The following is a 22,522-nucleotide window of genomic DNA, read 5'->3' on the forward strand; positions in this document are numbered from 1 at the left end:
CTGTCGCCGCTGGTAGAACAGCCAATCATCACGGTGCCGGCGATCACGAGTCCCCGGCACCCCACCTCCCTCGAGACGAGGTACCTGCGTGGCTGTTCGACGACCACTCATGGCACTGCTCGCCGCAGTGCTCCTCTTCGGACCGGCCCCCGCCGCCGTGGCGGCTCCGGCCGCCCCTGACCCCACCGGCGCGTCGGTCCAGTCGCCCCGCGGTCAGTCCGACACCGACCTGCCGTTCACCGTCGGGTCGCCGCAGCAGCGGGGACGCTCCGCCGACGCCCCCGGCCGGCAACCCGCCCAGCCGGCCCCGTCGGCGAAGCTGCCCGGCAAACCACGGAACGACGTGATCCAGGACGTGCCGGTGGAGCTGACCGACGCGTCCATCCCGCTCAACCTCATCCCGTACCACGACATCCCGGCCGCGCTGCGCGGCCTGCAGCGCAGCGACCGGATCAGTGTGGAGGTCATCGGGCAGTCCGTGCTCGGCCGTGACCTGCACCTGGTGGTGGCCACCTCGCCGATGTCCGACGCCGCCTGGACGTCCTGGCAGAAACTCTCCGACCTGCGGTTCAGTGACCCGGTCGCGGCGCGGGCCACGATGGCGGCCGGCGGCTACGACACCTGGCGGACCCCGTTGTTCGTCAACAACAACATCCACGGCAACGAGTGGGAAGGCACCGACGCCAGCCTCCAGGTTCTCCAGGAGTTGGCCTTCTCCACCGACCCCGAGGTCGTCGGGATGCTCGACCGCCACGTGATCGCCTTCGTGGTCACCAGCAACCCGGACGGCCGGGTCGCGGCGACCCGGGCCAACGCCAACGGCTTCGACATGAACCGCGACTTCATCACGGCGTCGCAGCCCGAGGTCCGCGCCGTGCGCGCGCAACTCGTCCGCTACAGCCCGCTCACCATGGTGGACATCCACGGGTACGTCTCGTGCACGCTGATCGAGCCGACCACCGGTCCGCACGGCGACAACTACGAGTACGACCTCTACATCAAGCACGCGCTGCGCAACGCGCTGGCGATGGAGCAGGCCGTCCTCGCCACCGGCGAGACCCGCGCCTCGTGCGCGGACGGCAGCGGCGGCCGGCGTACCGACATCCCGTTCCGGGACCGGGCACAGGGCTGGGACGACTGGCCGCCGATCTTCACGCCGATGTACTCGATGTACCACGGCACCATCGGGCACACCATCGAGGTGCCGCTCAACCCGCGCGGCAACCTGACCGAGGCGGAGCGGCACGAGCGCACCCGGATCAACACCGCCGTGGCCCGGGCGTCGATCGAGGGGAACCTCCGGTACGCCACCGAGAACCGGGCGGCGCTGCTGGACAACCAGCTCGAATGGTTCCGGCGGGGTGCCGCCGGGGAGCCGACCCGGCCCATCGACGACCCGCTCGCCCTCTCGCTGGCCCGGGGGGACAACGCCAAGACGCACCCGCAGAGCTTCCCCCGCGCGTACGTCATCCCGGCCGGTACCGGTCAGCGCAGTGAGACCGCGGCGGCCCGGCTGGTGCAGTTCATGCTCGACAACGACGTCGTCGTGCACCGCGCCTGGCGTCCGTTCACGCTCGACGGCACGCGCCACGAGGCCGGCGCGTACGTCGTCGACATGCGTCAGGCCAAGCGTGGCCTGGTCAGCGCGCTGCTCGACGTCGGGCGGGACGTGACCCAGGACTTCAACGCGATGTACGACATCTCGGCCTGGAGCCACGGTCACCTCTGGGGCGCGACCGTGCAGCGGGTGACCCGGAACGTCACGCTCGACGACAAGGTGTTGCGTTCGGTGACCGAGGCCCGTGCCACGGGCTCCGTCGCACCCGGCAACCGCACCCAGTACGGGCTGGTCGTCGACTCGGTCGCCGGCATCCAGGCGGTCAACCGGCTCCTCGACGACGGCGTGACGCTGGGACGGACCCCCGACGGGACGTTCGTGGTCTCGGCCCGCGCCGCCGTGGTCGGTCCGGTCGCCGAGGCGTACGGCGTCGAGTTCACGAAGATCACGCCGCCGCAGGCACGGACCGCCACGCCGGTGTCCCGGGTCCGGCTCGGGGTCGCGGCCAACGCCGGTGAGATCCACGCCTTGCGGCAGATGGGCTTCGCACCGATCTCGGTGACGCACACCGCGTTCAACAGCGGGGCGCTCTCCTTCGCCGACTTCGACGCGCTGTTCGTCTCCACCACCTCGTTCAACCCGCTCAGCCTGGACGCCACTCGCGGTGCGGAGTTCACCCGGTGGCTGGGCGACGGCGGGACCGTGGTGGGCCGGGGCAGCAGCGGCAAGCTGTTCAACGACCGCGCCGGGCTGCTCGACGTGACGATCGCGGCGGGCCGCAGCGACGCCAACGGCATCGTCGCGGTGCGCAACGATCCGGCCTCGCCGATCACCGGTAACGCGCTGCCGACCGCGTTCGTCGACGCGCCGCAGTACTTCACCCGGGTCGGCGACGGCGTACGCGTCGACCAGCGTCTGGCCGCCGAGGGCTTCTTCCTCGCCGGACACTGGGGTGGCCAGGAGGCCGCCGCCGGTCACGCGGTGGTGGTCAGCGGTGTGGCCAAGGGCGCGAACGTAACCCTGTTCGGCACCGAACCGCTGTTCCGGGCCCACCCCGAGGGCCTCTTCCCGCAGGTCGCCAACGCCCTGTGGCAGTGACCTGACCGACGATCGCCCCGGCCGGTGCCGCCAGCGCCGGCCGGGGCGATCGCGTTGCGCGGTCACCGGCCGCCGTTACGATTGCGGATCATGGCGATCCTCTCCCCGCACCGGCCCGCCTGACATGCCCTCCGACCCGGCTCTGACCTCCGACCCGGCTCTGACCTCCGACCCGGCTCTGCCCTCCGTCGAGGCGCGTACCGTGGCCGAGGCCGAGCGCGTCCAGCAGGAACTGCGGCAGCACCTGGACCTGACCGGCGGCCCGGTGGCCCCGCCGAGGCTGGTGGCCGGTGTCGACGTCTCCTACGACAAGACCTCCACCCGGCTCACCGCCGCCGCCGTGCTCGTCGACCTGACCACCGGCGTCGAGGTGGAGACCGTCGTCGTACCCGGCGAGGTGACGTTCCCGTACGTCCCCGGGCTGCTGGCCTTCCGCGAGGTCCCGATCCTGCTCACCACGCTGGGCAGGCTGAGCCGTCGCCCCGACACCGTGGTCTGCGACGGGTACGGCATCGCCCATCCACGGCGGTTCGGGCTGGCCTGCCACCTGGGCGTGGTGACCGGCCTGCCCACGTTCGGCGTGGCCAAGACCCCGTTCGTCGGCACGTGCGCCGCACCCGGGTCGCGTCGGGGCGACCGGTCGGTGCTCTCCGACGGCGACGACGTGCTCGGCCACGCCCTGCGTACGCAGACCGACGTCAAGCCGGTCTTCGTCTCCGTGGGTCACCGCACCGACCTGGACCGGGTGACCGAGTTGACGCTGACGCTGAGCCCGCGCTACCGCCTGCCGGACGTGATCCGACGCGCCGACTTCCTGTCCCGCGAAGCCCTTCGCCGAGGCGGGGCTGCTTCCCGGCCCGGGCTCCGGGCTCCGGGCTCCGCGGGTGTGACAGGTCAGCCGAGGATCCGGAACATGGTGTTGTAGTTCCCGGAGAGGACGACCTGCACCGACGCGTCGATGTTGGTGAGGGACGGTCGATGCAGTTGGATCTTCCCGTCCACGCCGGCCCGCACCCAGAGGTCCGGGATCCCGTCGCCGCTGACGTCGGGGATGCCGACGACCGCGTTGTACGTCGTCTCGGTCCAGCCCGTGCCGATCCGCACGTCGCCGTCGCGGGAGTTGGCCGCCTGCTTGAGCGAGTCCAGGTTGACGCTGTTCGGGCCCGACCCGGGCCGTCCGTGGCGGACATAGAGCGTGCCGGCGTCCAGGTTGCGCCAGAGCAGGTCCGGCGTGCCGTCCCGATCGAAGTCGGTGATGTTCAGGATCTCCCGACGGGCCCAGGCGGTGCCCTCCATCAGCGTCGCCTCCTGGAAGCTCGCCCCGGTGTAGCCGGAGAGCACCCAGAACTGGGTCCCGGAGCGCAGCGCCAGGTCGGGCTTGCCGTCACCGGTGATGTCGCCGAGCGCCTTGATCTGGGTCCAGGTCGACGGGGCCGGCACGGTGGCCGGCAGCAGGATCCGCAGCCGCTTGTCCACGTTGAAGCTGCCGTATCCGTCACCGGGGTAGAGCCAGAACCCACCGTCGGGGGTGCGGGCGAACAGGTCGGTGAGCCCGTCTCCCGGGTACGCGTCGGAGTGCTTGGTGATCAGTGCGGCCTGGCCGGTGGCGGGGTTGTACCAGTGCCCGGGCGGGCTCTGCTCGCCCTTGTCGTTGTAGGAGGCGGCGAGGTGGTCGTACAGCTCACCGCCCTCGTCGCCGACGTAGGTGCGCAGGTTTCCGTCGCTGTTGATGATGAGCAGGTCGGGTCGTCCATCACCGGTGATGTCGGCGGGCCCGTCGGCCTCGTCCCGTGGTGGCACGAAGAAGGTGTAGTCGGTGCGGACGCTGCGGTTGCCGACCGCGTCGTAGGCGTACACGTGCAGGGTGGTGGGCCCGGCGTGCCGTGGTCTGAGGTCGGGCACGGTGACGGTGCCGTTGGTGGCGTTCACGGACGTGGTGCCGATGGACTCGAATGCATAGGTGAAGCGGACCGCGCCGGTGGCGGTGAAGGTGATCGGACCGGTTCCGCCGAACTTCACCGTCGCCCAGGTGTCGCCGTCGTGGCTGCCCTCCAGCCACACGTCACTGGTCACCGTCGGGGCGGGCGGCGCGGACGCGTCGACGTTCAGCCGGCAGGGTTCGCTGCCGGGCGGGAAGTACGTCGACGTGGCGCCCACCTGGTCCTCGGCCTGGACGTCCCAGGAGTAGGTGGCCTTGTCCTCCAGGCTGCTGGACGGGATGGTCAGCCGTGCCTCACCGCTGCTGGTGGCGGTGACCAGGGTGCCGGCGGGCACCGTCGAGCCGGTCTTCCAGAAGCGGAACCGCAGCGCCTTGAGGTTGTTGTCGGGGTCGGTGGCCTTCGCGTACAGCTCCAGGTTGGTCCTCGCGACCGTGACTCCGCTGCCGGGGCCGGGCACACAGTTGCCGCCGGGGGTGCTCCTGCCGCCGGTCGGCTCCTTGGGCGGCGAGTTGTACTCGACCGTCAGTTGGGCGGTGCTGACCCGGAACCGGCGCCAGGTCAGCGTGTCGGACTCGCTGGTCGCCTGCATGCCCAGGGTGAGGGTGGAGTCGCTGCTGTCGGCGGCCGACTTGGCGGCGGCCGCCACGTCGAAGCGGGCGTAGTCGTTGTCGCAACTGCCGTCGTAGCCGTAGGCGAAGGACTGCTTGTCCTGCACCGAGCGCCAGGTCGGCTGCTTCTTCCAGGTGGTGCCGGACGAGATCGCCGCCGTGTGCCACAGCTCCATCTGGCGGCGCGTGCAGTTCCAGGAGTGGACGTTGAGCACCCGGAAGGTGGCGGTCTCGATGTCCGGGCCCTTCAGGGTGCTCTTGAAGCCCATCCGCCAGAAGGAACGAGCCGTCAGCGGCGTGTTCTGCTCGTGACCGACCCGTGCGTCCGTGCTGCCGGAGTTGAAGTTGGTGCCGTTCCAGGTGTTGGTGCTCGGGTGCTGCTTGTAGACGGTGGCCCAGGCCTGCGTGGTGGTGTTCAGGGTGGGGTCGAGGAAGATCGGGAAGATCGCGTCGGCGTCGTCGAGCAGCCCGCTGGCGGCGGCGTCGAGGTGCAGGCGTACCTGCCCGGAACCGTCGCCGTCGAGGCGGGTGGGCATCCGCGCGTGGCGGGCGCCCGGCTCCACGCCGCTGAGACCGGAGAGGTTCAGCACGTCGGCGTCGGTGGCCACGGCGGTGCGGGGCGCGGCCGGTGGCGCTTCGGGTTCCTGGCCGGCGGAGTCCCAGGCGAAGGGGGTGGGGATCGAGCCGATCTCCGCCCCGTCGACGGAGTCGAGGATCCGGACGCCGCCGGTCTCCCGGTCGTGGCGGAAGGTCGCGGTCGGGGACTCAAGGCCGTAGACGAGGGACCGGACGGCGTCGATCGTGCTGCTCGCCCGGGTCTTGACGATCAGCAGTTGGCCGAAGCCGCCGTCGTCGCGGGCGACCAGGAGCAGGTCCACGCCGGGCCGGACCTCGGGATAGAGGGCGCGCGGGCCGTCGAGCACCGGCTCGGGCAGCGCACCGGGCCACAGGTAGGTGACCTTGTGGCCGTCGATCTCCACTTCGGCCAGCGGCGTGTCGGCCGCTTCGGTCCGCGTGTTGGCGACCAGTCGCAGCGCGTGGCGGGAGGGGCTCGGCTCGGGGCTGGCCCCGGGGCTGTTCGGTTCGCTGCCGCCGGCGAACCGTACCGGCACCGCGGCGTTGACCGGGCGGATACCGAGGCCGTCGGGGGCGGTGCCGGTACGGGTGAGCGTGGTGTCGATCGGTGCCCACTGCCCGGTGGAGTCCTTGGCGCGCTGTGGCACCGCGTGGGACGTGGAGCGCCATCGACCGCTCGGCAGTGCCCAGGTCAGCGAGGTGGGCGTGGTGGCGGTCTCCACCAGCACCTCCTTGCCGGTGCGCAGCGCCTCGGCCATCGCGGTGGCCTCGTCGATTGGGGGAGTGGACACCGGAACGGCCGGGGTGGCGGTGGCCGGCCGGGAGTCGGGTCCGTCGAATCCGGGCCACCACGGCAGCGTCGCCGCGACGACGGCGGCCAGCAGAAGGCCCATGGTGCACAACAGCCGGGTGCGCGTACGCACGAGTGGGCTGAGCAGGCGAGGCACAGTCACGGCGGTCTACTCCCGTGGGGCCGGGCGGACAGGAAGACGGCGCGCAGAACCGCCCCTGTCGGCGGGCCGTGGGGCAGAAATGCGGGCACACGATCGCACGCCACCGGTACGTCCCGTCTATCCCGTCAACGTTATCAAGCCGTGATCTTCACTCCTTGAATATGTGCCGTAACGCCGGAATTTGATCTTGTGTCTGGATTTGCGGGTCCGGCCTGTCGGACATGGCGGATCTGTGCGTTTAGATGACCTTCGGGATGATCGGAGATCCACTGCGCCAATGGCGGCGTGACGGGGATCACTCCAACTCGATGTTGATCACTTTAGGTGACCTTGAGCTACTCAGCGCTCTGACGGAAGGTGCTCACGCACGGGCCGCACCTGGCATGTGCCCGGTGCGGTCTCCGCACCGTCCTCTTTCGTCTTGACGCCTGGGTGGGAGTCGACGCGCATGCGTGGTACCGGTTTGCTGGCTCGGCGGTGGGGTCGCCCCGCCCGTACGACCTTCGTCCTGGCGCTCACCATGACCATGGCGGTGACGACACTGCCCGCGCCCGCCTTCGCGAAGCCCGGACCGGGTATGAGCCGTGGCGCCATCGAGCTGCCGGAGATTCCGGAGGTCGATCAGGTCTCGCCCGACGAGGAGGCGGTGACGAACCTGCTCACCGACGAGCCGGAACCGTCGGAGCTCTACGAGCCCACGGCCGTCGAGGCATGGGAAGAGGGCAGCGGCACCGTCGACCTGACCGGGGTGACGCCCGGTGAGACGCTGCCGGTCGACGACCTGCCGGTCGCGCTCGGCGTGCCGGACGGCGGCGATCCCGCTGCCCTCGCCGGCACCTGGGCCGTCGACCTGGCCGCACCCGAGGCGTCCCACGACGCCGGGGTGTCCGGCCTGATCATGAAGATCACCCCGCCGGCCACCGCCGACCCGGAGGCCGAGGTCGCCCTCACCGTCGACTACACGCCCTTCGCCGACTTCTACGGCCCGCAGGCCGCCGACCGGTTCGGCGTCATGCTGCTGCCCGACTGCGTCTTCGACGACCCCGACGGTGGCGACTGTGCCCCCGACGACGCCGCCCGAGGAACGGCGGACCCCGCGAGCATCGCCGGTCAGACCGTCTCCAGCGAGGTGGAGCTGGTCCCGGTCGCCGGCTCCTCCGCCCGCAGCGCACGGGTCGCCGGGGTCGAGGAGGGTGCTCCCGCCCGCCGCATGGTCACCAGCAGCCTGCCGGTCGGCGCGCTGCTCGGTGACGCCACGCCGGTGGCGGGTCGATCGGCGATCGGCGCCCAGTCCGCCGCGTCAGGCAGCAGCGTCGTCGGCGTGCTCGACACCGGCGCCTCGGCGGCCGGTGACTTCACCGCCACCCCTCTGCTCTTCTCCGGCTCGTGGGCGGCGGGTTCGTCCTCCGGCGCGTTCACCTACTCGTACCAGGTCCAGGTGCCCGAGACGGCCGGCGGTCCGACGCCGAAGGTCGCTTTGTCGTACTCGTCGCAGTCGGTGGACGGGCGTACCTCGGCGACCAACAACCAGGCGTCCTGGATCGGCGACGGCTGGGACTACGCCGCCGGCTCGATCACCCGGACCTACGTCAACTGCCGTCAGGACTCCAAGAAGGCCGGCTCCAACAACGCCACCCACCGGACCGCCGACCTCTGCTGGGGCTCGAAGAACGCGACGCTCTCCCTCGGCGGCATGACCACCGAGCTGGTCTGGAGCGAGTCGGCCGAGACGTGGACCACCGCCAACGGCGACGGCTCCAAGGTGGAGCTGCTCAAGAACGCGAATCTCGACAACGGCGACGAGGACGGCGAGTACTGGGTCGTCACCACCAGGGACGGCACCAAGTACCACTTCGGCCTGCACCGCCTGCCCGGCTGGACCACCGGAACGCCGGTCACCAACTCGGTCCTGGCCGTGCCGGTCTACGGCAACCACGCCGGTGAGGACTGCTACAAGGCGGGGAACTGGGCCGGCTCGGCCTGTGAGCAGGGGTGGCGGTGGTCGCTGGACTACGTCGAGGACATCCACGGCAACGTGATGACCCTCTGGTGGAAGAAGGAGAGGAACCGCTACGCGCAGAACTTCAACTTCACCAAGCCCGTCCCGTACGACCGCGGCGGCCACCTGCTGAACATCGACTACGGCCAGCGCAACACCAACAACAACGTCTTCGCGACCCCGCCGTTGGCCCGAGTCAAGTTCGACGTCGAGGAACGCTGCTACAACCAGGGTTCGCTGACCTGCTCCGACGAGAACTTCAACAGCACCATCCCGCACGACTACCGCATCTGGTACGACACCCCGGCCGACCTCAACTGCGTTGCGGGCAAGAAGTGCTGGAACGCCTCGCCCTCCTTCTTCACCCGTGTGCGGCTCGAGAAGATCACCACCTTCGCGCAGCGCCGCAGCGGCTCCACCGCCCTGCAGAAGGTGGACGAGTACCAGCTCAGGCAGTCCTTCCCGGTGGAGTGGACCGGGACGAACACCGCGCTGTGGCTGGAGTCCATCGAGCGCACCGGGTACGGCGTCGGCGGTGACACCAAGTCGCTCAACCCGGTGCGGTTCGTACACAATTCCGAGGACATGCCCAACCGGGTCCGCAAGGACAACCGGCCCGGCTTCTCCCGGCTGCGCATCGCCCGGGTCGTCAACGAGTACGGCGGCGAGACCGTCGTCACGTACAAGAAGCCCACCGGCGCCTGCGCGGACGGCACCGGCCTACCCGGCAAGACCGACACCGCCGGGCTGAGGTCGAACACCCGGCTCTGCTACCCCAACTTCTGGCACCCGGACCCGGCCAACGACGACGAGATCGACTGGTTCCACAAGTACGTGGTGGAGTCCGTCGAGGAACTGCCCGCCATCGACGGCGCCTCCAGTTCCACCGTCACCACCTACCAGTACGCGAACGCCGGCTGGAAGCTGGCCGAGGCGGAGTTCACCAAGAAGTCCAGCCGCACCTACTCCCAGTTCGCCGGCTTCGAGCAGGTCACCGTGCTCACCGGCCCGCCCGTCGCCGAGATGGGCAGCGAGCGGACCAAGTCCGTCACCCGCTACTTCCGGGGCATGGGCGACACCGTGTCCGTCAAGGACAACGTGGGCAGCGGCGAGGAGATCGCCAAGGACCGGGAGCCCTTCGCCGGCCGGGTCGCCGAGGAGCTGACCTACGCCAGCGCCGGTGACGCCGACGCCAACTGGCTCACCCGCAGCGTCACCTACCCGACGGCGACCGAACTCGCCTCCCGCCCCCGCGACGACGGCCTCAGCCCGCTCAAGGCGTGGCGGGTCACCGACACCCGGCAGAAGGCGGTGGCCCGGTCGTCCGGCACCGGCGACGACACCCGCACGTTGCGGACCGTCGAGACCAGGACCACCTACGAGAGCACCCACGGCCTGCCGGAGCGGATCGAGTCCCTCGGCGACACCGGCCGCACCGGCGACGAGTCCTGCACCTTCGTCGAGTACGCGCACCACACCAACAAGCATGTCATCGGCCTGACCCGGCAGATCCGCAGCAGCGCCACGACCTGCGCCGCCGCGACCTTCGACGACCTGACTTCGCTCGCCTCCGCCGGCCGGGTCGCCTACGACGGCACCGCCTACGGCGCGGCGCTGCCCGCGAGCGGTCGCGGTCTGGCCACCCAGACCTGGTCGCTGAGGGCCGACGGCTCCGGTTTCCAGAACGACGGCACCACCAGCTTCGACGCCGTCGGTCGGGTGCGGACCCGCACCGACCCGGACGGCAAGGTCTCCCAGATCACCTACACCCCCGCCAGCGGGCAGGCGTACTCGGTCACCGAGGAGAACTCCCTCGGGCACAAGCAGACCCGTGAGCTGGATCCGGGCCGGGGCGTCACGCTCAAGACCACCGACCCGAACGACCGCGTCAGCCACGCCGAGTACGACGGGCTGGGCCGTTTGGTCGAGGCGTGGGGCGCCGGGCGTACCCCGTCGACCTCGTCGGTGCCGGACTTCCGCGCCGAGTACGCCCTGCCGCCGATCGCCCCCGACCCGGACAACCCGGGCGAGAGCATCCGCAAGCCCCCGTACGTCACCACCTTCGCCCGTGGTCACGAGGACCGCATCCAGACCTCGGTCACCATCTACGACGGACTGGGCCGGGAACGGCAGTCCCAGGTGCAGGCGACCAACGGTGGTCGACTGATCACCGACACCCTCTACAACTCGGCCGGCGAGGTCTGGCAGACCAACAATGCCTACTTCGCCGAAGGCTCGCCGATCGGTCAGCTCTTCACGCCGCTGTCGGACACGGTCATGCCCAACGCCACCCGCTACACCTACGACGGCCTCGGCCGGGTGATCAAGGAAATCCCGCTGCTCAACGGCGAGCCGAACGAGGAACGCGCCACCAAGTACAGCTACGGCCTCGACCACTCCACCGTGACCAACCCCGGAGGGGCCGCGTCGTACCGCCTCTTCACCGACGGGCTCGGCCGCACCACCCGGGTCGACACCTTCCGCGACACGGCCCAGACCGACTTCACCTCGATGCGCTACGAGTACGACTCGCGCGGCCAACTGGTGAAGGCGAACCACTCCGCCAACCCTCTGCCATGGACCTGGACGTACGACCAGCGCGGCCGGCTCACCCGGACCACCGACCCGGACACCGGCCTCACCACCATGACCTACGACCACCGGGACCGGCCGCTCACCACGACCAACGCCCGTGGCGTGACGGTGTGGAACGGGTACGACGAGCTGTCCCGTCCCACCCAGCAGCGCCTTGGTGGTAGCGGCGGCACCCTGCTCTCCCAGTTCACCTACGACACGGTGGCCGGCGGCAAGGGCCTGCCCGCGACGTCGACCAGGTACACCGACGGCCTGCCGTACACCCAGTCGATCGGCGGCTACACCCAGGACTACCAGCCGACCTCGACCACGCTGACGCTGCCGCAGTCCATCGCCACCACCTGGGGCCTGAGCCAGCAGTACCGCTACGACTACACGTACACCGACACCGGTCTGCCCGAGTCGAGCACCATGCCGGCGGTCGGGCCGCTGCCCAGCGAGAAGCTGCTGGTCCGCTACACCGCCGACGGCCTGCCGTTGTCCGTCTCCGGCAAGGACTGGTACGGCTCAGAGACGATCTACTCGCCGTACGGACAGGTGCTGCGCTCCACGCTGGGCACCCAGCCGTACCGGGTGTGGACGATGGCCGACTACGACGACGCCAGCGGCGCGCTCACCCGCCAGCAGGTCTTCCGCGAGGTCACCGGCAACCATCTAGTCTCCAACCGCTCCTACGGTTACGACGACGCCGGCAACGTCACCTCGATCCGCGAGCACGCGACCCCGATCGCGGAGCGCCAGTGCTTCACCTACGACCCGCTCGGCCAACTCCGTAACGCCTGGACGTCCAACAGCCAGACCTCCTGCGACGCCGGCCCCGGCACCGCGACCGCGCCCAATGCGGCGGTCGGCGTCGACGGCACCGGCTACTGGCAGGAGTACGAATACGACCTGCTCGGCAACCGCACCAAGCTGGTCGAGCGGGACCTGACCGGTCGCACCTCCGCCGCGCCGCTGGAGACCACCTACGGCTACGGCCGGGAGGGCGGGGCCCAGCCGCGCACCCTCTCCGCCGTCACCAAGACGTACACCACCCCGCAGGGCGCGGCGATCGTCTCCGAGGCCGCCCGGCTGTACGAGCTGACCGGCGAGACCAAATCGGTCACCTCCACCAGCAACGGCGACCAGCAGGAACTGACCTGGACCTACGACGGCCAGATCGAGCGGATCACCGGCTCGGGCAGCAAGGGCCGCAGCCCGTACGTCGGCCTGGCCGCCAAGTGCATCGACCTCAGTTCCGGCACCTCGGAGCCGAACCGGCCGATCCAGCTCTACACCTGCAACAACACCCAGGCCCAGCGGTGGAGTTTCCTCCCGGCCCCGGGTCAGAACAACGCCAACCTGGGCACCCTGTCCGGCTACGACGACTGGTGCGTCCAGCCGGCCGCCAACACCGTGGGCTCGGCCCTGCGGTTGCAGCGGTGCGACGGCACGACCAACCAGCGCCTGGAGCGGATGTCGACCGCGCAGCTGAAGCACGTCGCGTCCGGCCTGTGCCTCGCCGTGCAGGGAGGCACCACGGCGAACGGTACGCCGATCGTGCTGGCCACCTGTGCCGGTGGGTCGGCGGCCCAGCAGTGGAACGCGCAGGACGAGACCCGGCACATCTACGGTCCCGGCGGCACCCGCCTGCTGACCGTGCAGGGCCAGCAGGCCACGCTCAACCTGGGCGAGGCGCAGCTGACCGTGCAGCCGGGCGGCATGCCGATCGACGTCCAGCGCACCTACTCCACCCCGGGTGGCGCGGTGGCCCGTCAGGTGCACGGCACCGTCACCCAGGTGCTGACGGCCCTGGCTGGTGACCACCAGGGCAGCCCGTTGGCCGAGGTGGTGCTCGCCGACGGCATGACGACCCGGATCCGGAAGCAGGACCCGTTCGGCAACCAACGGGGTACCGCGTCCGTGGGCGCGAACATGCACACCAACAGAGGTTTCCTCGGTGCGGTACGCGACGACTCGTCAGGCTTCGTGCCGCTGGGCGCGCGTCTGTACGACCCTGAGGTGGGCCGGTTCATCTCCGCCGACCCGGTCCTGGACCTGACCGACCCGGTCCAGAACAACGGCTACACGTACGCCCACAACAACCCGGTGACCCACTCGGACCCGTCCGGCCTGTCGGTGGCGTTGACCGCGTCGGAGACGGCGGCGGCCCTGGCCGGTGCGGGACTGTCGGCGGCGATGATCTCTCAGGCGCAGGCCAACATGGGCCGGTCGCTGATGTCGGTGGTCCTGGACTCGGCCTGGTACATCCTCAAGGAGTTCATCGGCATCAACGACGCCATGAACTGCTTCGGCGGTGACATGTGGGCGTGCGGCAGCCTGATCATCGGGGCGATCCCGTGGGCGAAACTGGGCAAGATCCCGGCGGTGATCCGAGCGATCGACCGAACGATCGCCGCGATCCAGGCATGGCAGGCTGCGAAGCGGGCCGCGGAGATCGTGCTGGCCGCGGCGCGGGCGGCGGAGGCTGCTGCGTTGCAGGCCAAGAAGCTGGCCATCGAACGGGCCAAGAAGGCCGCCCAGGCAGCCAAGAAGAAGGCTGCTGACAAGGTCAACTCGACAAGCAACAAGGCAACGCAGTCGGCGAAGAAGACGGGTAACCCGGCACAGAAGCAAGCCCAGGCCAAGTCCAACCCGAAGGGCTCGTCCGCAGCCTCCGGCGGTGCCGGTGGCAAGGGCGCCGGTGGTGGCGGCAAGGGTGACTCGAAGCCGGGCGGCTCGTCGGGTGGGTCGAGCCGCAGCAACGGCGGCACCAGCGGTGGCGACGCCCGCTCGTCCGGCGGCGGCGATTCCTGCGCCGTCCCGAACAGCTTCGTGCCGGGCACGAAGGTGCTGATGGCCGACGGCTCGACCAAGGCCATCGAGGACGTCAAGCCGGGCGACAATGTGGTGGTCACCGACCCCGAGTCGGGTCGCACCGAGGTGGACACCGTCACCGCCGCGATCACCGGCGATGGTGTGAAGAAGCTGGTGAAGGTCACCATCGACACCGACGGTGACCAGGGCTCGGCAAGCGCCGACGTCACCGCCACCGACGGTCACCCGTTCTGGGTGCCCGAGCCGGGCGAGTGGATCGACGCCATTGACCTACAGCCGGGCCAGTGGCTACAGACCAGCGCCGGCACGTACGTCCAGATCACCGCCGTCGACCGCTGGGACGTCCCCCGCGCCACCGTCCACAACCTGACCGTCGCCAACACCCACACGTACCATGTGGTGGCTGGCGAAGCTTCCGTACTCGTTCACAACTGCACTACGTCGTATCAGCTATCGCTTGATACGCGGCCGGCAGTTGGTAGCGGAGGTGCGCAAGCTTATCAAATCGCACAAACGGGAGCGACTGAATACCGTGCAATTGGTGGCGGTGAAAGAGTGTGGGCAGACGGTTTCGACAGAGGAACCGGAGAGCTCCTCGATGCGAAGTTCGTTGACAAGCCTGGGCGAAGTCCTTTCATCCCTGGGTCGGGTATTCCTGACTTCATCCGAAATAAGATCTCCGTCAAGACCAACGATGAGTTCAGAAGGTATGCAGCTGTAATCAATGACCCTTCCAATCCGCTAACGGGTCTGCGTGTCATCACGAACCACGCCGACGCTGTGCCATACTTCCAAGGGTTGATGCAGCAGCACGGCATACCAGGGTCGGTTGTGTTGAGATAGGAGTTAATTGGTGACGTACCTTGCCGTCTTCGAGAGTGATAAGTGGCGGCTAGAGCGGGATGCCTTAGCGCGCGCGCTTGCTGACGACTGGCCGCAAGCTCAGGTGAAGCTGGCTGTCCCTGGTTCTGCGGGATCTGAAGTGCGTGACGTGGAATGGCTCTATCGCACAGGGCGCGGTGAGTTGGAGGGGTACGCCCACGCTGACGGGCAGGGAATCTATCTAGAGGGCCCGATCGACGTTGTTGCCGACTTCGTTGTCTGGTACCGACGGATAGTTCCAGCCGAAGAGCAAGTCATATTCTGTGATGAAGCATACAGTTTTGATGGCTTGGTTCCGTTGGATGCCACAAAGGAGGACGTTATTGCGGTGGCGGAACGGTCCTTCTAAAGGATGATTTGTGCTGCGCGGCACTCCGGGAGTCGTTGAAGTGCTGGAGATGGCCGTGTGCGGCGACCGAGCCGGGCTGCGTTTGAGTTGAGGGGTGGGCTTCTTTTTGAATGGTTGTGCCTTCCGGTGAAAGGTTGCGCAGAGTGGTCTGCGTGAGTTGCGAGATGAGTACGGGGCGTAGGTGCTGGTGTGCCGAATTGCCGTAGAAGTGCTGTTGCGGCCTCGTCGGTGAGATCAGTCAACCATGCGCAGGTGGCGTGCGGTGGGCGGTCCTGACTCTGTTCAGCGCGCTGCTTTGGCGTTGCCGCAATGACCGCTACAGGTTGGCAGTGTCGTGGAAACCCGCACATTGGCCGTCGTGTTCCTTGGGACGGCGGCAGCGGACACTGTCGAGTGGGGTGTCGCACCAGACTCGGTGGCGGAGGAACTGGCGGTCTTCTTCGCTGAGTGTCGTCTCGCCGAAGTCGATGGTCGTGAGGTGACCGAGGGAGTCGCGCAGGGCCACGGCGAGGGCGGTGGCATCGTCCAGGGTGGTCAGCCTGGTGGGCAGGTGGATGATCCAGAATGGCGCGCTCATCGTGCCTCCCGATGGTGAGTGGTGTCCGCGTGGCGGCCGACGCTCTGTCGGGACTGCCATTGGCGTAGTGCCTGGCGGATGCGCTCGGCTTCGGTGGTGGCGGTGGTGAGTTCGCGGCGTAGGCGTTCCATCTCGTCGGCGAGTCGATCGAGGTAGGCGTACACCTGGGCGGGGTCGAGGCCGCGTCGACGGGTGTCGAAGGTGGCCGCGCGGACCTGTTGGGGGAGCGGTCGCTCTCCGGTTTTGTGAATCATGGTCGTGACGTCTCCTGCTCGGCGAGCATCGTCTGGATGTCGTGGTCGGTGAGGCCGCGTTCGGCGAGCACCCGGCGGCCCCAGCGGTGTAGCCGGCACGGATGTGCTGCCTGGTCGTTGCGGCAGCGCGGCCCGTCGGGTTGTTGCTCGGCGGCGTGCACCCGGACGGCTCGGAGCGCGAAGGTGACGTCCTCGGCGGTGACGTACGGCGGGAGCGGGATCTCGCCGGGGCTTTCGTCGATCGAATCCACGGGCCGGTCCTCCCTCTGCTGATTGGTGACGTGCCGGGGCGGACGCCGGGATGAGGTTTTGGGGAAGGCGTCCGCCCCGGTCGTGACCGGCGAAAGGGGGTTCGACCGGTTATCTACGATCGTCATTTCGCTATTGGCTGCGCGCAATCATCTGCGGGAGAATGCGGCCCAAGGGATGAGGTGCCTTACGCGACAACAGCGAGGGAGATGACGTGGACGACCCGGGAAGCACCGTCCCGCGTAGGCAACTCGGTAGGTATTTGAGAGAGCTTCGGGAAAGCGCGCACGTGACGGCGGTCGCGGCGGCCAAGGAACTGGAGTGGTCGGCGCCGCGCGTCTGGCGGTACGAGACCGGTCAGGTCCCGATGCACCCGAACGACGTGGAGGCCATGTGCCGGCTGTACGGCGCGACGCCGGAGACCATCCAGACCATGCGGGCCCTGGCCAGGGAGACCAAGGCGCACGGTTGGTGGCACAGCTACGGGGAGGCGATCAAGGACTGGTTCAAGGTGTACGTCGGCCTGGAGGCCGCCGCGACCAGGATCCGGAAGTACGAGTCCAATCTGGTGCCCGGCCTGTTGCAGACCGTCGAGTACATGCGCGAGGTGATCGCCGTTGACCACCCTGATCTGAGCGAGGCGGAACGGCAGGCCAAGGCCGATGTGCGGCTGCATCGGCAGCGGCTGCTGGCGCGGGCGGTGCCGCGAGCCCCGTACTACGACGTGATTCTCAACGAGGCGGTGCTCCGTCGGCCGCTGCGCGACCCGGCCGCGATGGCCCGGCAGCTCGACGCCCTGGTGGTGGCCGGTGGGCAGCACAACATCACCATCCGGGTGTTGTCCCTGCGCGCCGGGCTGTTCCGCTGGGCTGAGACCGGCACCTTCACTGTGCTCGACTTTCCCACCGACGTGCGGGAGCCGGAGCCGACCACCGTCTACATGGACGGTCCGTGCGGGGCGGTCTACCTCGACAAGACGCACGAAATTCAGACCTACGAGGACGCCTGGCGTTCGCTCGGCGAGCGGACACTCGACGTCGACGACTCCCGTGAGCTGATCACGGCGATTGCGAAGGAGATGAACCATGAGACGTGACGGAGTGTGGCGCACGTCGTCCCGGTCCGGCGGGAACGGCGAATGCGTCGAGGTGGCGGGGTTCGCTGACGCGGTCGGCGTACGCGACAGCAAGGACCGGCAGGGCGCGGAGCTGGCCTTCGACGCGACGAGCTGGACCCGGTTCGTCGCCGCCACCCGCGCGGGCCGCTTCGACACCCACGCCTGAGCCCGACGTGAACGGTTCCGGTGCCGGCCCCCCACGGGCCCGCACCGGAACCACACACCTGACGCCCGATCTATCCACTGCCAACACGGTGATGGGCGGGTGAAGCCTCCCCGCCGTCGGCTGGAGTGGCGGGCGTGGCTTCCATGCGGTGCCGCGAAGCTGGGGCAGTCGTGACCTTCAGCAGACGGGGCAAGTGGAGCTGGAGGCGCTGCTCAGGCGACGTTGAGGTGGATGTTGCCGATGCGCGCGACGACGTCGAGGTGTCCGCCAAGTCCTGCGACGTAGGCGCGTAGCGTCTCCAGGTTGGTCACAGTGCCGTTCTCGATCTGACTGATGCGTGCCTGAGATAGTCCCGCCGCCTCGGCGAGCTGCGTCTGGGTCATGCCGAGCTGCTTACGGATCTCGGCCAGCTGAGCGCCGCTGACCGAGGCGAGCATCTGCTCCCGCATCCGGGTGCGCTGGGCGACCCGTTCCTCGGTGTCCCACTCGGGATCGGCCGCCCGGGCCTTGGCCTTCACGTCACGCCAGTTCGTCGCCTCGCTCATCGTTGCTCTTCCTTCAGCCTTGTCAGATGCTCCTCGAAGCGGGCGTCGGCGATCGGGATGGCGCTCTGATACCAGCTCCGCCACTGCCCGGACTTGTCGCCGGCGACGAGAAACACTGCCTCCCGAATCGGGTCGAACGCGAAGATCACGCGGACCTCGGTGGTTCCCGTCGATCCTGGCCGCAGCTCTTTCATGTGGTGGAACCTGCTGCCCTTCAAACGATCCACAAGCGGGCGGCCCAGCGCCGGGCCGTGCTCGACGAGCAGATCGATTGCCTCGGAGACGAGGTCAGCGGTGGTGGGGTCGGTGCGGCAGAGGTCCAGGAACCATGCCTCGACCTCGGAGTGCAACCTCACTTCCCACACGCTGCAACTATAAGCCCTGCTTATTTCCGGCGTGGTGCGGGTTGTCAACGCGCGCCGCTTCCGCTGCCTCAGGGGTAGGGAAGGTGCCCTTCCGTGCACCCGGTCCGCGTGGGGAAGAATGGGCGCGTGACCTCCCCCCGCGATCTTGTGCTGTTGGGTTGTACCGGGTCGATCGGTACCCAGGCCATCGACATCGTGCGGCGAAATCCTGACCGCTTCCGGGTGGTGGCGCTCGGTGCCGGTGGTGGCAACGTCGCGCTGCTCGCCGCCCAGGCGCTCGAACTCGGTGTCGAGGCGGTCGGGGTGGCGAAGGCGTCTGCCGCGCAGGATCTCCAGCTCGCGTTCTATGCCGAGGCGAGTCGACGGGGCTGGACCAGCGGTGACTTCAAGCTGCCCAAGATCGTGGCCGGGCCGGACGCGATGAGCGAGTTGGCGCAGTGGCCGTGCGACGTGGTGCTCAACGGGGTGGTGGGGTCGCTGGGGCTCGCGCCGACGCTGGCCGCGCTGCGCGCCGGGCGTACGCTCGCGCTGGCGAACAAGGAGTCCCTGGTCGCCGGTGGCTCGTTGGTCAAGGCGGCGGTGACGCGGCCGGAGCAGATCGTCCCGGTGGACTCGGAGCACTCGGCGCTGGCGCAGTGTCTGCGCGGCGGCAGTCGGGGTGAGGTGCGGCGGCTGGTGGTGACGGCCAGTGGCGGGCCGTTCCGGGGGAAGCGACGCGACGAGTTGACGGCGGTGACGCCGGAGCAGGCGCTGGCGCACCCGACCTGGAACATGGGGCCGGTGGTCACGATCAACTCGGCGACCATGGTCAACAAGGCGCTGGAGGTGATCGAGGCGCACGAGTTGTTCGACGTGCCGTACGCCGACATCACCGTGATGGTGCACCCGCAGTCGGTGATCCACTCGATGGTCGAGTTCGTGGACGGCTCGACGTTGGCCCAGGCCAGTCCGCCGGACATGCGGTTGCCGATCGCGCTGGGTCTGGGCTGGCCGGATCGGGTGGCCGACGCCGCCGCAGCCGTCGACTGGACCACGGCGCACACCTGGGAGTTCACGCCGCTCGACGACGAGGCGTTCCCGGCGGTGGCGCTGGCCAAGGCGGCCGGCGAGACGGGGCGCTGCCGGCCGGCGATCTACAACGCGGCCAACGAGGAATGCGTCGCGGCGTTCGTCGCCGGGCGACTGCCGTTCCTCGGCATCGTGGACACGCTACAGCGGGTGTTGGAGGACGCTCCCGATTTCGACGAACCGGGTACCGTCGAGGACGTACTCGAAGCCGAGTCGTGGGCGCGCGGGCACGCGCAGGAGATCATCGCTGCTGCGGTGGAAGGAGCTTGATGTCGTTCGCGTTCGGGGTGGTGCTGTTCGCCCTCGGCATCCTCATCTCGGTGAGCCTGCACGAGGCGGGCCACATGATCACCGCCAAGGCCTTCGGGATGAAGGTCACCCGCTACTTCGTCGGTTTCGGCCCCACCATCTTTTCCTTCAAGAGGGGCGAGACCGAGTACGGCCTCAAGGGCATCCCGCTCGGCGGCTTCTGCAAGATCGTCGGCATGACGCCGCAGGACGACGACGTCGAGCCCGGTGACGAGAAGCGCGTGATGTGGCGCTACCCGGTGTGGAAGCGCACGATCGTGATGTCCGCCGGCTCGATCACCCACTTCGGGTTGGCGATCTTCGCGGCCTGGCTGGCGGCGATGACGTTCGGCCTGCCCAACCCCAACTTCCCGAGCACCGAGGAGCAGATCCGCGCCGAGCCGGCGGTGATCGCGATTCAGGAGTGCGTCCTGCCGGACACCACCTATCGGGTCTGCGAGGCCGGTGACGCGCCGAGCCCGGCCGGTGCGGGCGGGTTGCAGAACGGTGACCGGATCACCTCGATCAACGGCACCCCGATCAACAGCTACGGCGACCTGCTGACCACCCTGCGCACCACCACGCCGGGCAGCACCGCCACCCTCGGGTACGTCCGCGACGGTCAGCCCGGCACCGCCGAGACCACCCTGGCCACCACCAAGCGCCCGCCGATCGACGACCCGAACGGGCCGGTCACCGAGGTCTCCGCGCTCGGCGTGGGCCTGGTCGTCTCGACTCCCGGCCTGGTCTCCCACGGCCCGATCGACGCGATCGGTGCGACCAGCACCTTCATCGGTGACATGGCCGTCGCCACCGCGCAGGCGTTGCAGCGGCTCCCGGAGAAGATCCCCGCCCTGTGGACCGCCATCACCGGCGGCGAGCGGGACATGGACACCCCGATCAGCGTGGTCGGCGCCAGCATCCTCGGTGGCGAGGCGGTGGCCAACGACGCCTGGGAACTGTTCATCATGCTGTTCATCTCGTTGAACTTCTTCATCGGGGTGTTCAACCTGTTGCCGCTGCTACCACTGGACGGTGGGCACATCGCCATCGCCTGGTTTGAACGCGTCCGTTCCTGGGTGTACGCGCTGCTGCGCAAGCCCGACCCGGGCCGCGTCGACTACTTCAAACTGATGCCCGTCACGTACGCGGTGATCCTGATCGGTGGCGCGTTCACGCTGCTCACGATCACCGCGGACGTCGTCAACCCGATCTCGATCTTCTCAAGGTGAGTGCTTGAAGTGACCGCTGTCAGTCTCGGTATGCCCGCCGTGCCGCCGCCACCGCTCGCGCCCCGACGGGCGAGCCGTCAGATCATGGTCGGCTCGGTGCCGGTCGGTGGTGGGGCACCGGTCTCCGTGCAGTCGATGACCACCACGCTCACCTCCGACGTCAACGCGACCCTCCAGCAGATCGCCGAGCTGACCGCCTCCGGCTGCCAGATCGTCCGGGTGGCGGTGCCCAGCCAGGACGACGTGGAGGCGTTGCCGGCGATCGCCCGCAAGTCGCAGATCCCGGTGATCGCCGACATCCACTTCCAGCCGAAGTACGTCTTCGCCGCGATCGACGCCGGGTGCGCGGCGGTGCGGGTGAACCCGGGCAACATCCGGCAGTTCGACGACAAGGTCGCCGAGATCGCCAAGGCGGCCTCCGCTGCCGGTACGCCCATCCGGATCGGCGTTAACGCCGGCTCGTTGGACAAGCGTCTGCTGACCAAGTACGGCAAGGCCACCGCGGAGGCGCTCGTCGAGTCGGCGCTCTGGGAGTGCTCGCTGTTCGAGGAGCACGGCTTCCGGGACATCAAGATCTCGGTCAAGCACAACGACCCGGTGGTGATGATCCGGGCCTACCGGCAGCTCGCCGAGCAGTGCGACTACCCGCTGCACCTGGGCGTGACCGAGGCCGGTCCGGCGTTCCAGGGCACCATCAAGTCGGCGGTCGCCTTCGGGGCGCTGTTGGCCGAGGGGATCGGCGACACCATCCGGGTGTCGCTCTCCGCGCCGCCGGTCGAGGAGATCAAGGTCGGCGCGCAGATCCTGGAGTCGCTGGGGCTGCGTGAGCGCGGCCTGGAGATCGTCTCCTGCCCGTCCTGCGGCCGGGCCCAGGTGGACGTCTACAAGCTGGCCGAGGAGGTCACCGCCGGGCTGGAGGGCCTGCCGGTGCCGCTGCGGGTCGCCGTGATGGGGTGCGTGGTGAACGGCCCCGGTGAGGCCCGTGAGGCCGACCTGGGTGTCGCCTCCGGCAACGGCAAGGGTCAGATCTTCGTCAAGGGTCAGGTCATCAAGACCGTGCCCGAGGGGCAGATCGTGGAGACCCTGATCGAGGAGGCCCTGCGGCTGGCCGACGAGATGGGTGCCGAGCTGCCCGAGGAACTGCGCGGCCTGCTGCCCGGCGCCACCGTCAGCGTCCACTGACCCATCAACTCCACCGTCAGCGTGCACTGATCCATCGACGACACCGAGGGGCGGCCACCTGAGTGGCCGCCCCTCGTGCTGTCCGGCGAGTGCCCTACCACCGC

15 protein-coding genes are annotated in these 22,522 nt (G+C 69.0%); 9 read left to right on the top strand and 6 right to left on the bottom strand.

The window, feature by feature from the left end; translation table 11 throughout:
* Positions 1-88 precede the first annotated feature (88 nt).
* Both ACZ31C_RS17350 and ACZ31C_RS17355 read left to right on the top strand, forming a co-directional pair.
* The gene (locus ACZ31C_RS17350) at positions 89-2,656 is read left to right on the top strand and encodes a M14 family metallopeptidase (RefSeq protein ID WP_465796140.1); all 2,568 of its coding nucleotides are present in this window, start codon (positions 89-91) and stop codon (positions 2,654-2,656) included.
* A gap of 202 nt (positions 2,657-2,858) precedes the next feature.
* Entirely contained in the window at positions 2,859-3,581 is a 723-nt protein-coding gene (locus tag ACZ31C_RS17355) for an endonuclease V (protein WP_465796244.1), read from the top strand.
* Here ACZ31C_RS17355 and ACZ31C_RS17360 read toward each other — a convergent pair.
* Positions 3,551-6,733: an FG-GAP repeat domain-containing protein gene (locus tag ACZ31C_RS17360; protein WP_465796141.1), complete on the bottom strand. Its 3,183-nt coding sequence runs from the start codon at positions 6,731-6,733 to the stop codon at positions 3,551-3,553. The two genes, ACZ31C_RS17355 and ACZ31C_RS17360, sit on opposite strands and share 31 nt — an antisense overlap.
* Positions 6,734-7,181: 448 nt before the next feature.
* On the opposite strand from ACZ31C_RS17360, the gene ACZ31C_RS17365 reads away from it, so the two are divergent.
* Both ACZ31C_RS17365 and ACZ31C_RS17370 read left to right on the top strand, forming a co-directional pair.
* Positions 7,182-14,987 (top strand): ricin-type beta-trefoil lectin domain protein, encoded by a 7,806-nt coding sequence (locus ACZ31C_RS17365; RefSeq protein WP_465796142.1) that lies wholly within the window; start codon positions 7,182-7,184, stop codon positions 14,985-14,987.
* Positions 14,988-14,997: 10 nt separating this feature from the next.
* Positions 14,998-15,375, top strand: coding sequence for a hypothetical protein (locus ACZ31C_RS17370; RefSeq protein WP_465796143.1), 378 nt, complete (start codon positions 14,998-15,000; stop codon positions 15,373-15,375).
* A gap of 316 nt (positions 15,376-15,691) precedes the next feature.
* Here the strand turns inward: ACZ31C_RS17370 and ACZ31C_RS17375 are convergent, their stop codons facing one another.
* From ACZ31C_RS17375 to ACZ31C_RS17385, 3 genes are read right to left on the bottom strand one after another with little or no spacing between them, the layout of a single operon-like run.
* Complete coding sequence (locus ACZ31C_RS17375) at positions 15,692-15,952, bottom strand: hypothetical protein (RefSeq protein ID WP_465796144.1); 261 nt, start codon at positions 15,950-15,952, stop codon at positions 15,692-15,694.
* Positions 15,949-16,206: a DivIVA domain-containing protein gene (locus ACZ31C_RS17380; protein ID WP_465796145.1), complete on the bottom strand. Its 258-nt coding sequence runs from the start codon at positions 16,204-16,206 to the stop codon at positions 15,949-15,951. The genes ACZ31C_RS17375 and ACZ31C_RS17380 overlap by 4 nt, the downstream gene beginning before the upstream one ends.
* A complete protein-coding gene (locus ACZ31C_RS17385; RefSeq protein WP_465796146.1) occupies positions 16,203-16,457 on the bottom strand; it encodes a hypothetical protein in 255 nt (84 codons plus the stop codon). Before ACZ31C_RS17385 ends, ACZ31C_RS17380 begins: the two co-directional genes overlap by 4 nt.
* 212 nt (positions 16,458-16,669) lie before the next feature.
* Between ACZ31C_RS17385 and ACZ31C_RS17390 the strand changes: the two genes are divergently transcribed.
* Together ACZ31C_RS17390 and ACZ31C_RS17395 are read left to right on the top strand one after the other, a co-directional pair.
* The gene (locus tag ACZ31C_RS17390) at positions 16,670-17,551 is read left to right on the top strand and encodes a helix-turn-helix domain-containing protein (RefSeq protein ID WP_465796147.1); all 882 of its coding nucleotides are present in this window, start codon (positions 16,670-16,672) and stop codon (positions 17,549-17,551) included.
* Positions 17,552-17,555: 4 nt separating this feature from the next.
* Entirely contained in the window at positions 17,556-17,738 is a 183-nt protein-coding gene (locus ACZ31C_RS17395; RefSeq protein WP_396745473.1) for a DUF397 domain-containing protein, read from the top strand.
* A gap of 212 nt (positions 17,739-17,950) precedes the next feature.
* On the opposite strand, the gene ACZ31C_RS17400 is transcribed toward ACZ31C_RS17395, so the two are convergent.
* Together ACZ31C_RS17400 and ACZ31C_RS17405 are read right to left on the bottom strand one after the other, a co-directional pair.
* Complete coding sequence (locus tag ACZ31C_RS17400) at positions 17,951-18,283, bottom strand: helix-turn-helix domain-containing protein (RefSeq protein WP_396745375.1); 333 nt, start codon at positions 18,281-18,283, stop codon at positions 17,951-17,953.
* Positions 18,280-18,648: a type II toxin-antitoxin system RelE/ParE family toxin gene (locus ACZ31C_RS17405; RefSeq protein ID WP_396745372.1), complete on the bottom strand. Its 369-nt coding sequence runs from the start codon at positions 18,646-18,648 to the stop codon at positions 18,280-18,282. Before ACZ31C_RS17405 ends, ACZ31C_RS17400 begins: the two co-directional genes overlap by 4 nt.
* Positions 18,649-18,774: 126 nt before the next feature.
* Between ACZ31C_RS17405 and dxr the strand changes: the two genes are divergently transcribed.
* The 3 genes from dxr to ispG are packed head-to-tail and all read left to right on the top strand — an operon-like array spanning position 18,775 to position 22,418.
* Positions 18,775-19,986 carry a 1-deoxy-D-xylulose-5-phosphate reductoisomerase gene (gene dxr / locus ACZ31C_RS17410; RefSeq protein WP_465796148.1) on the top strand — a complete coding sequence of 404 codons (1,212 nt, stop codon included), beginning with the start codon at positions 18,775-18,777 and terminating at the stop codon, positions 19,984-19,986.
* On the top strand, positions 19,986-21,236 hold the full coding sequence (locus tag ACZ31C_RS17415) for a M50 family metallopeptidase (protein ID WP_465796149.1): 1,251 nt from the start codon (positions 19,986-19,988) through the stop codon (positions 21,234-21,236). The genes dxr and ACZ31C_RS17415 overlap by 1 nt, the downstream gene beginning before the upstream one ends.
* 9 nt (positions 21,237-21,245) lie before the next feature.
* Positions 21,246-22,418 (top strand): flavodoxin-dependent (E)-4-hydroxy-3-methylbut-2-enyl-diphosphate synthase, encoded by a 1,173-nt coding sequence (gene ispG, locus ACZ31C_RS17420; protein WP_131052779.1) that lies wholly within the window; start codon positions 21,246-21,248, stop codon positions 22,416-22,418.
* Positions 22,419-22,522 lie beyond the last annotated feature (104 nt).

It is taken from the genome of Micromonospora sp. NPDC023869 (genome assembly GCF_055559695.1).

What these genes read in the sequence shown, in the direction of transcription:
- ACZ31C_RS17365 (WP_465796142.1), top strand. Translation starts at nt 7,182, where the DNA reads ATGCGTGGTACCGGTTTGCTGGCTCGGCGGTGGGGTCGCCCCGCCCGT.
- ACZ31C_RS17400 (WP_396745375.1), bottom strand. Translation starts at nt 18,283, where the DNA reads ATGAGCGAGGCGACGAACTGGCGTGACGTGAAGGCCAAGGCCCGGGCG.
- ACZ31C_RS17380 (WP_465796145.1), bottom strand. Translation starts at nt 16,206, where the DNA reads ATGATTCACAAAACCGGAGAGCGACCGCTCCCCCAACAGGTCCGCGCG.
- ACZ31C_RS17375 (WP_465796144.1), bottom strand. Translation starts at nt 15,952, where the DNA reads ATGAGCGCGCCATTCTGGATCATCCACCTGCCCACCAGGCTGACCACC.
- ACZ31C_RS17415 (WP_465796149.1), top strand. Translation starts at nt 19,986, where the DNA reads ATGTCGTTCGCGTTCGGGGTGGTGCTGTTCGCCCTCGGCATCCTCATC.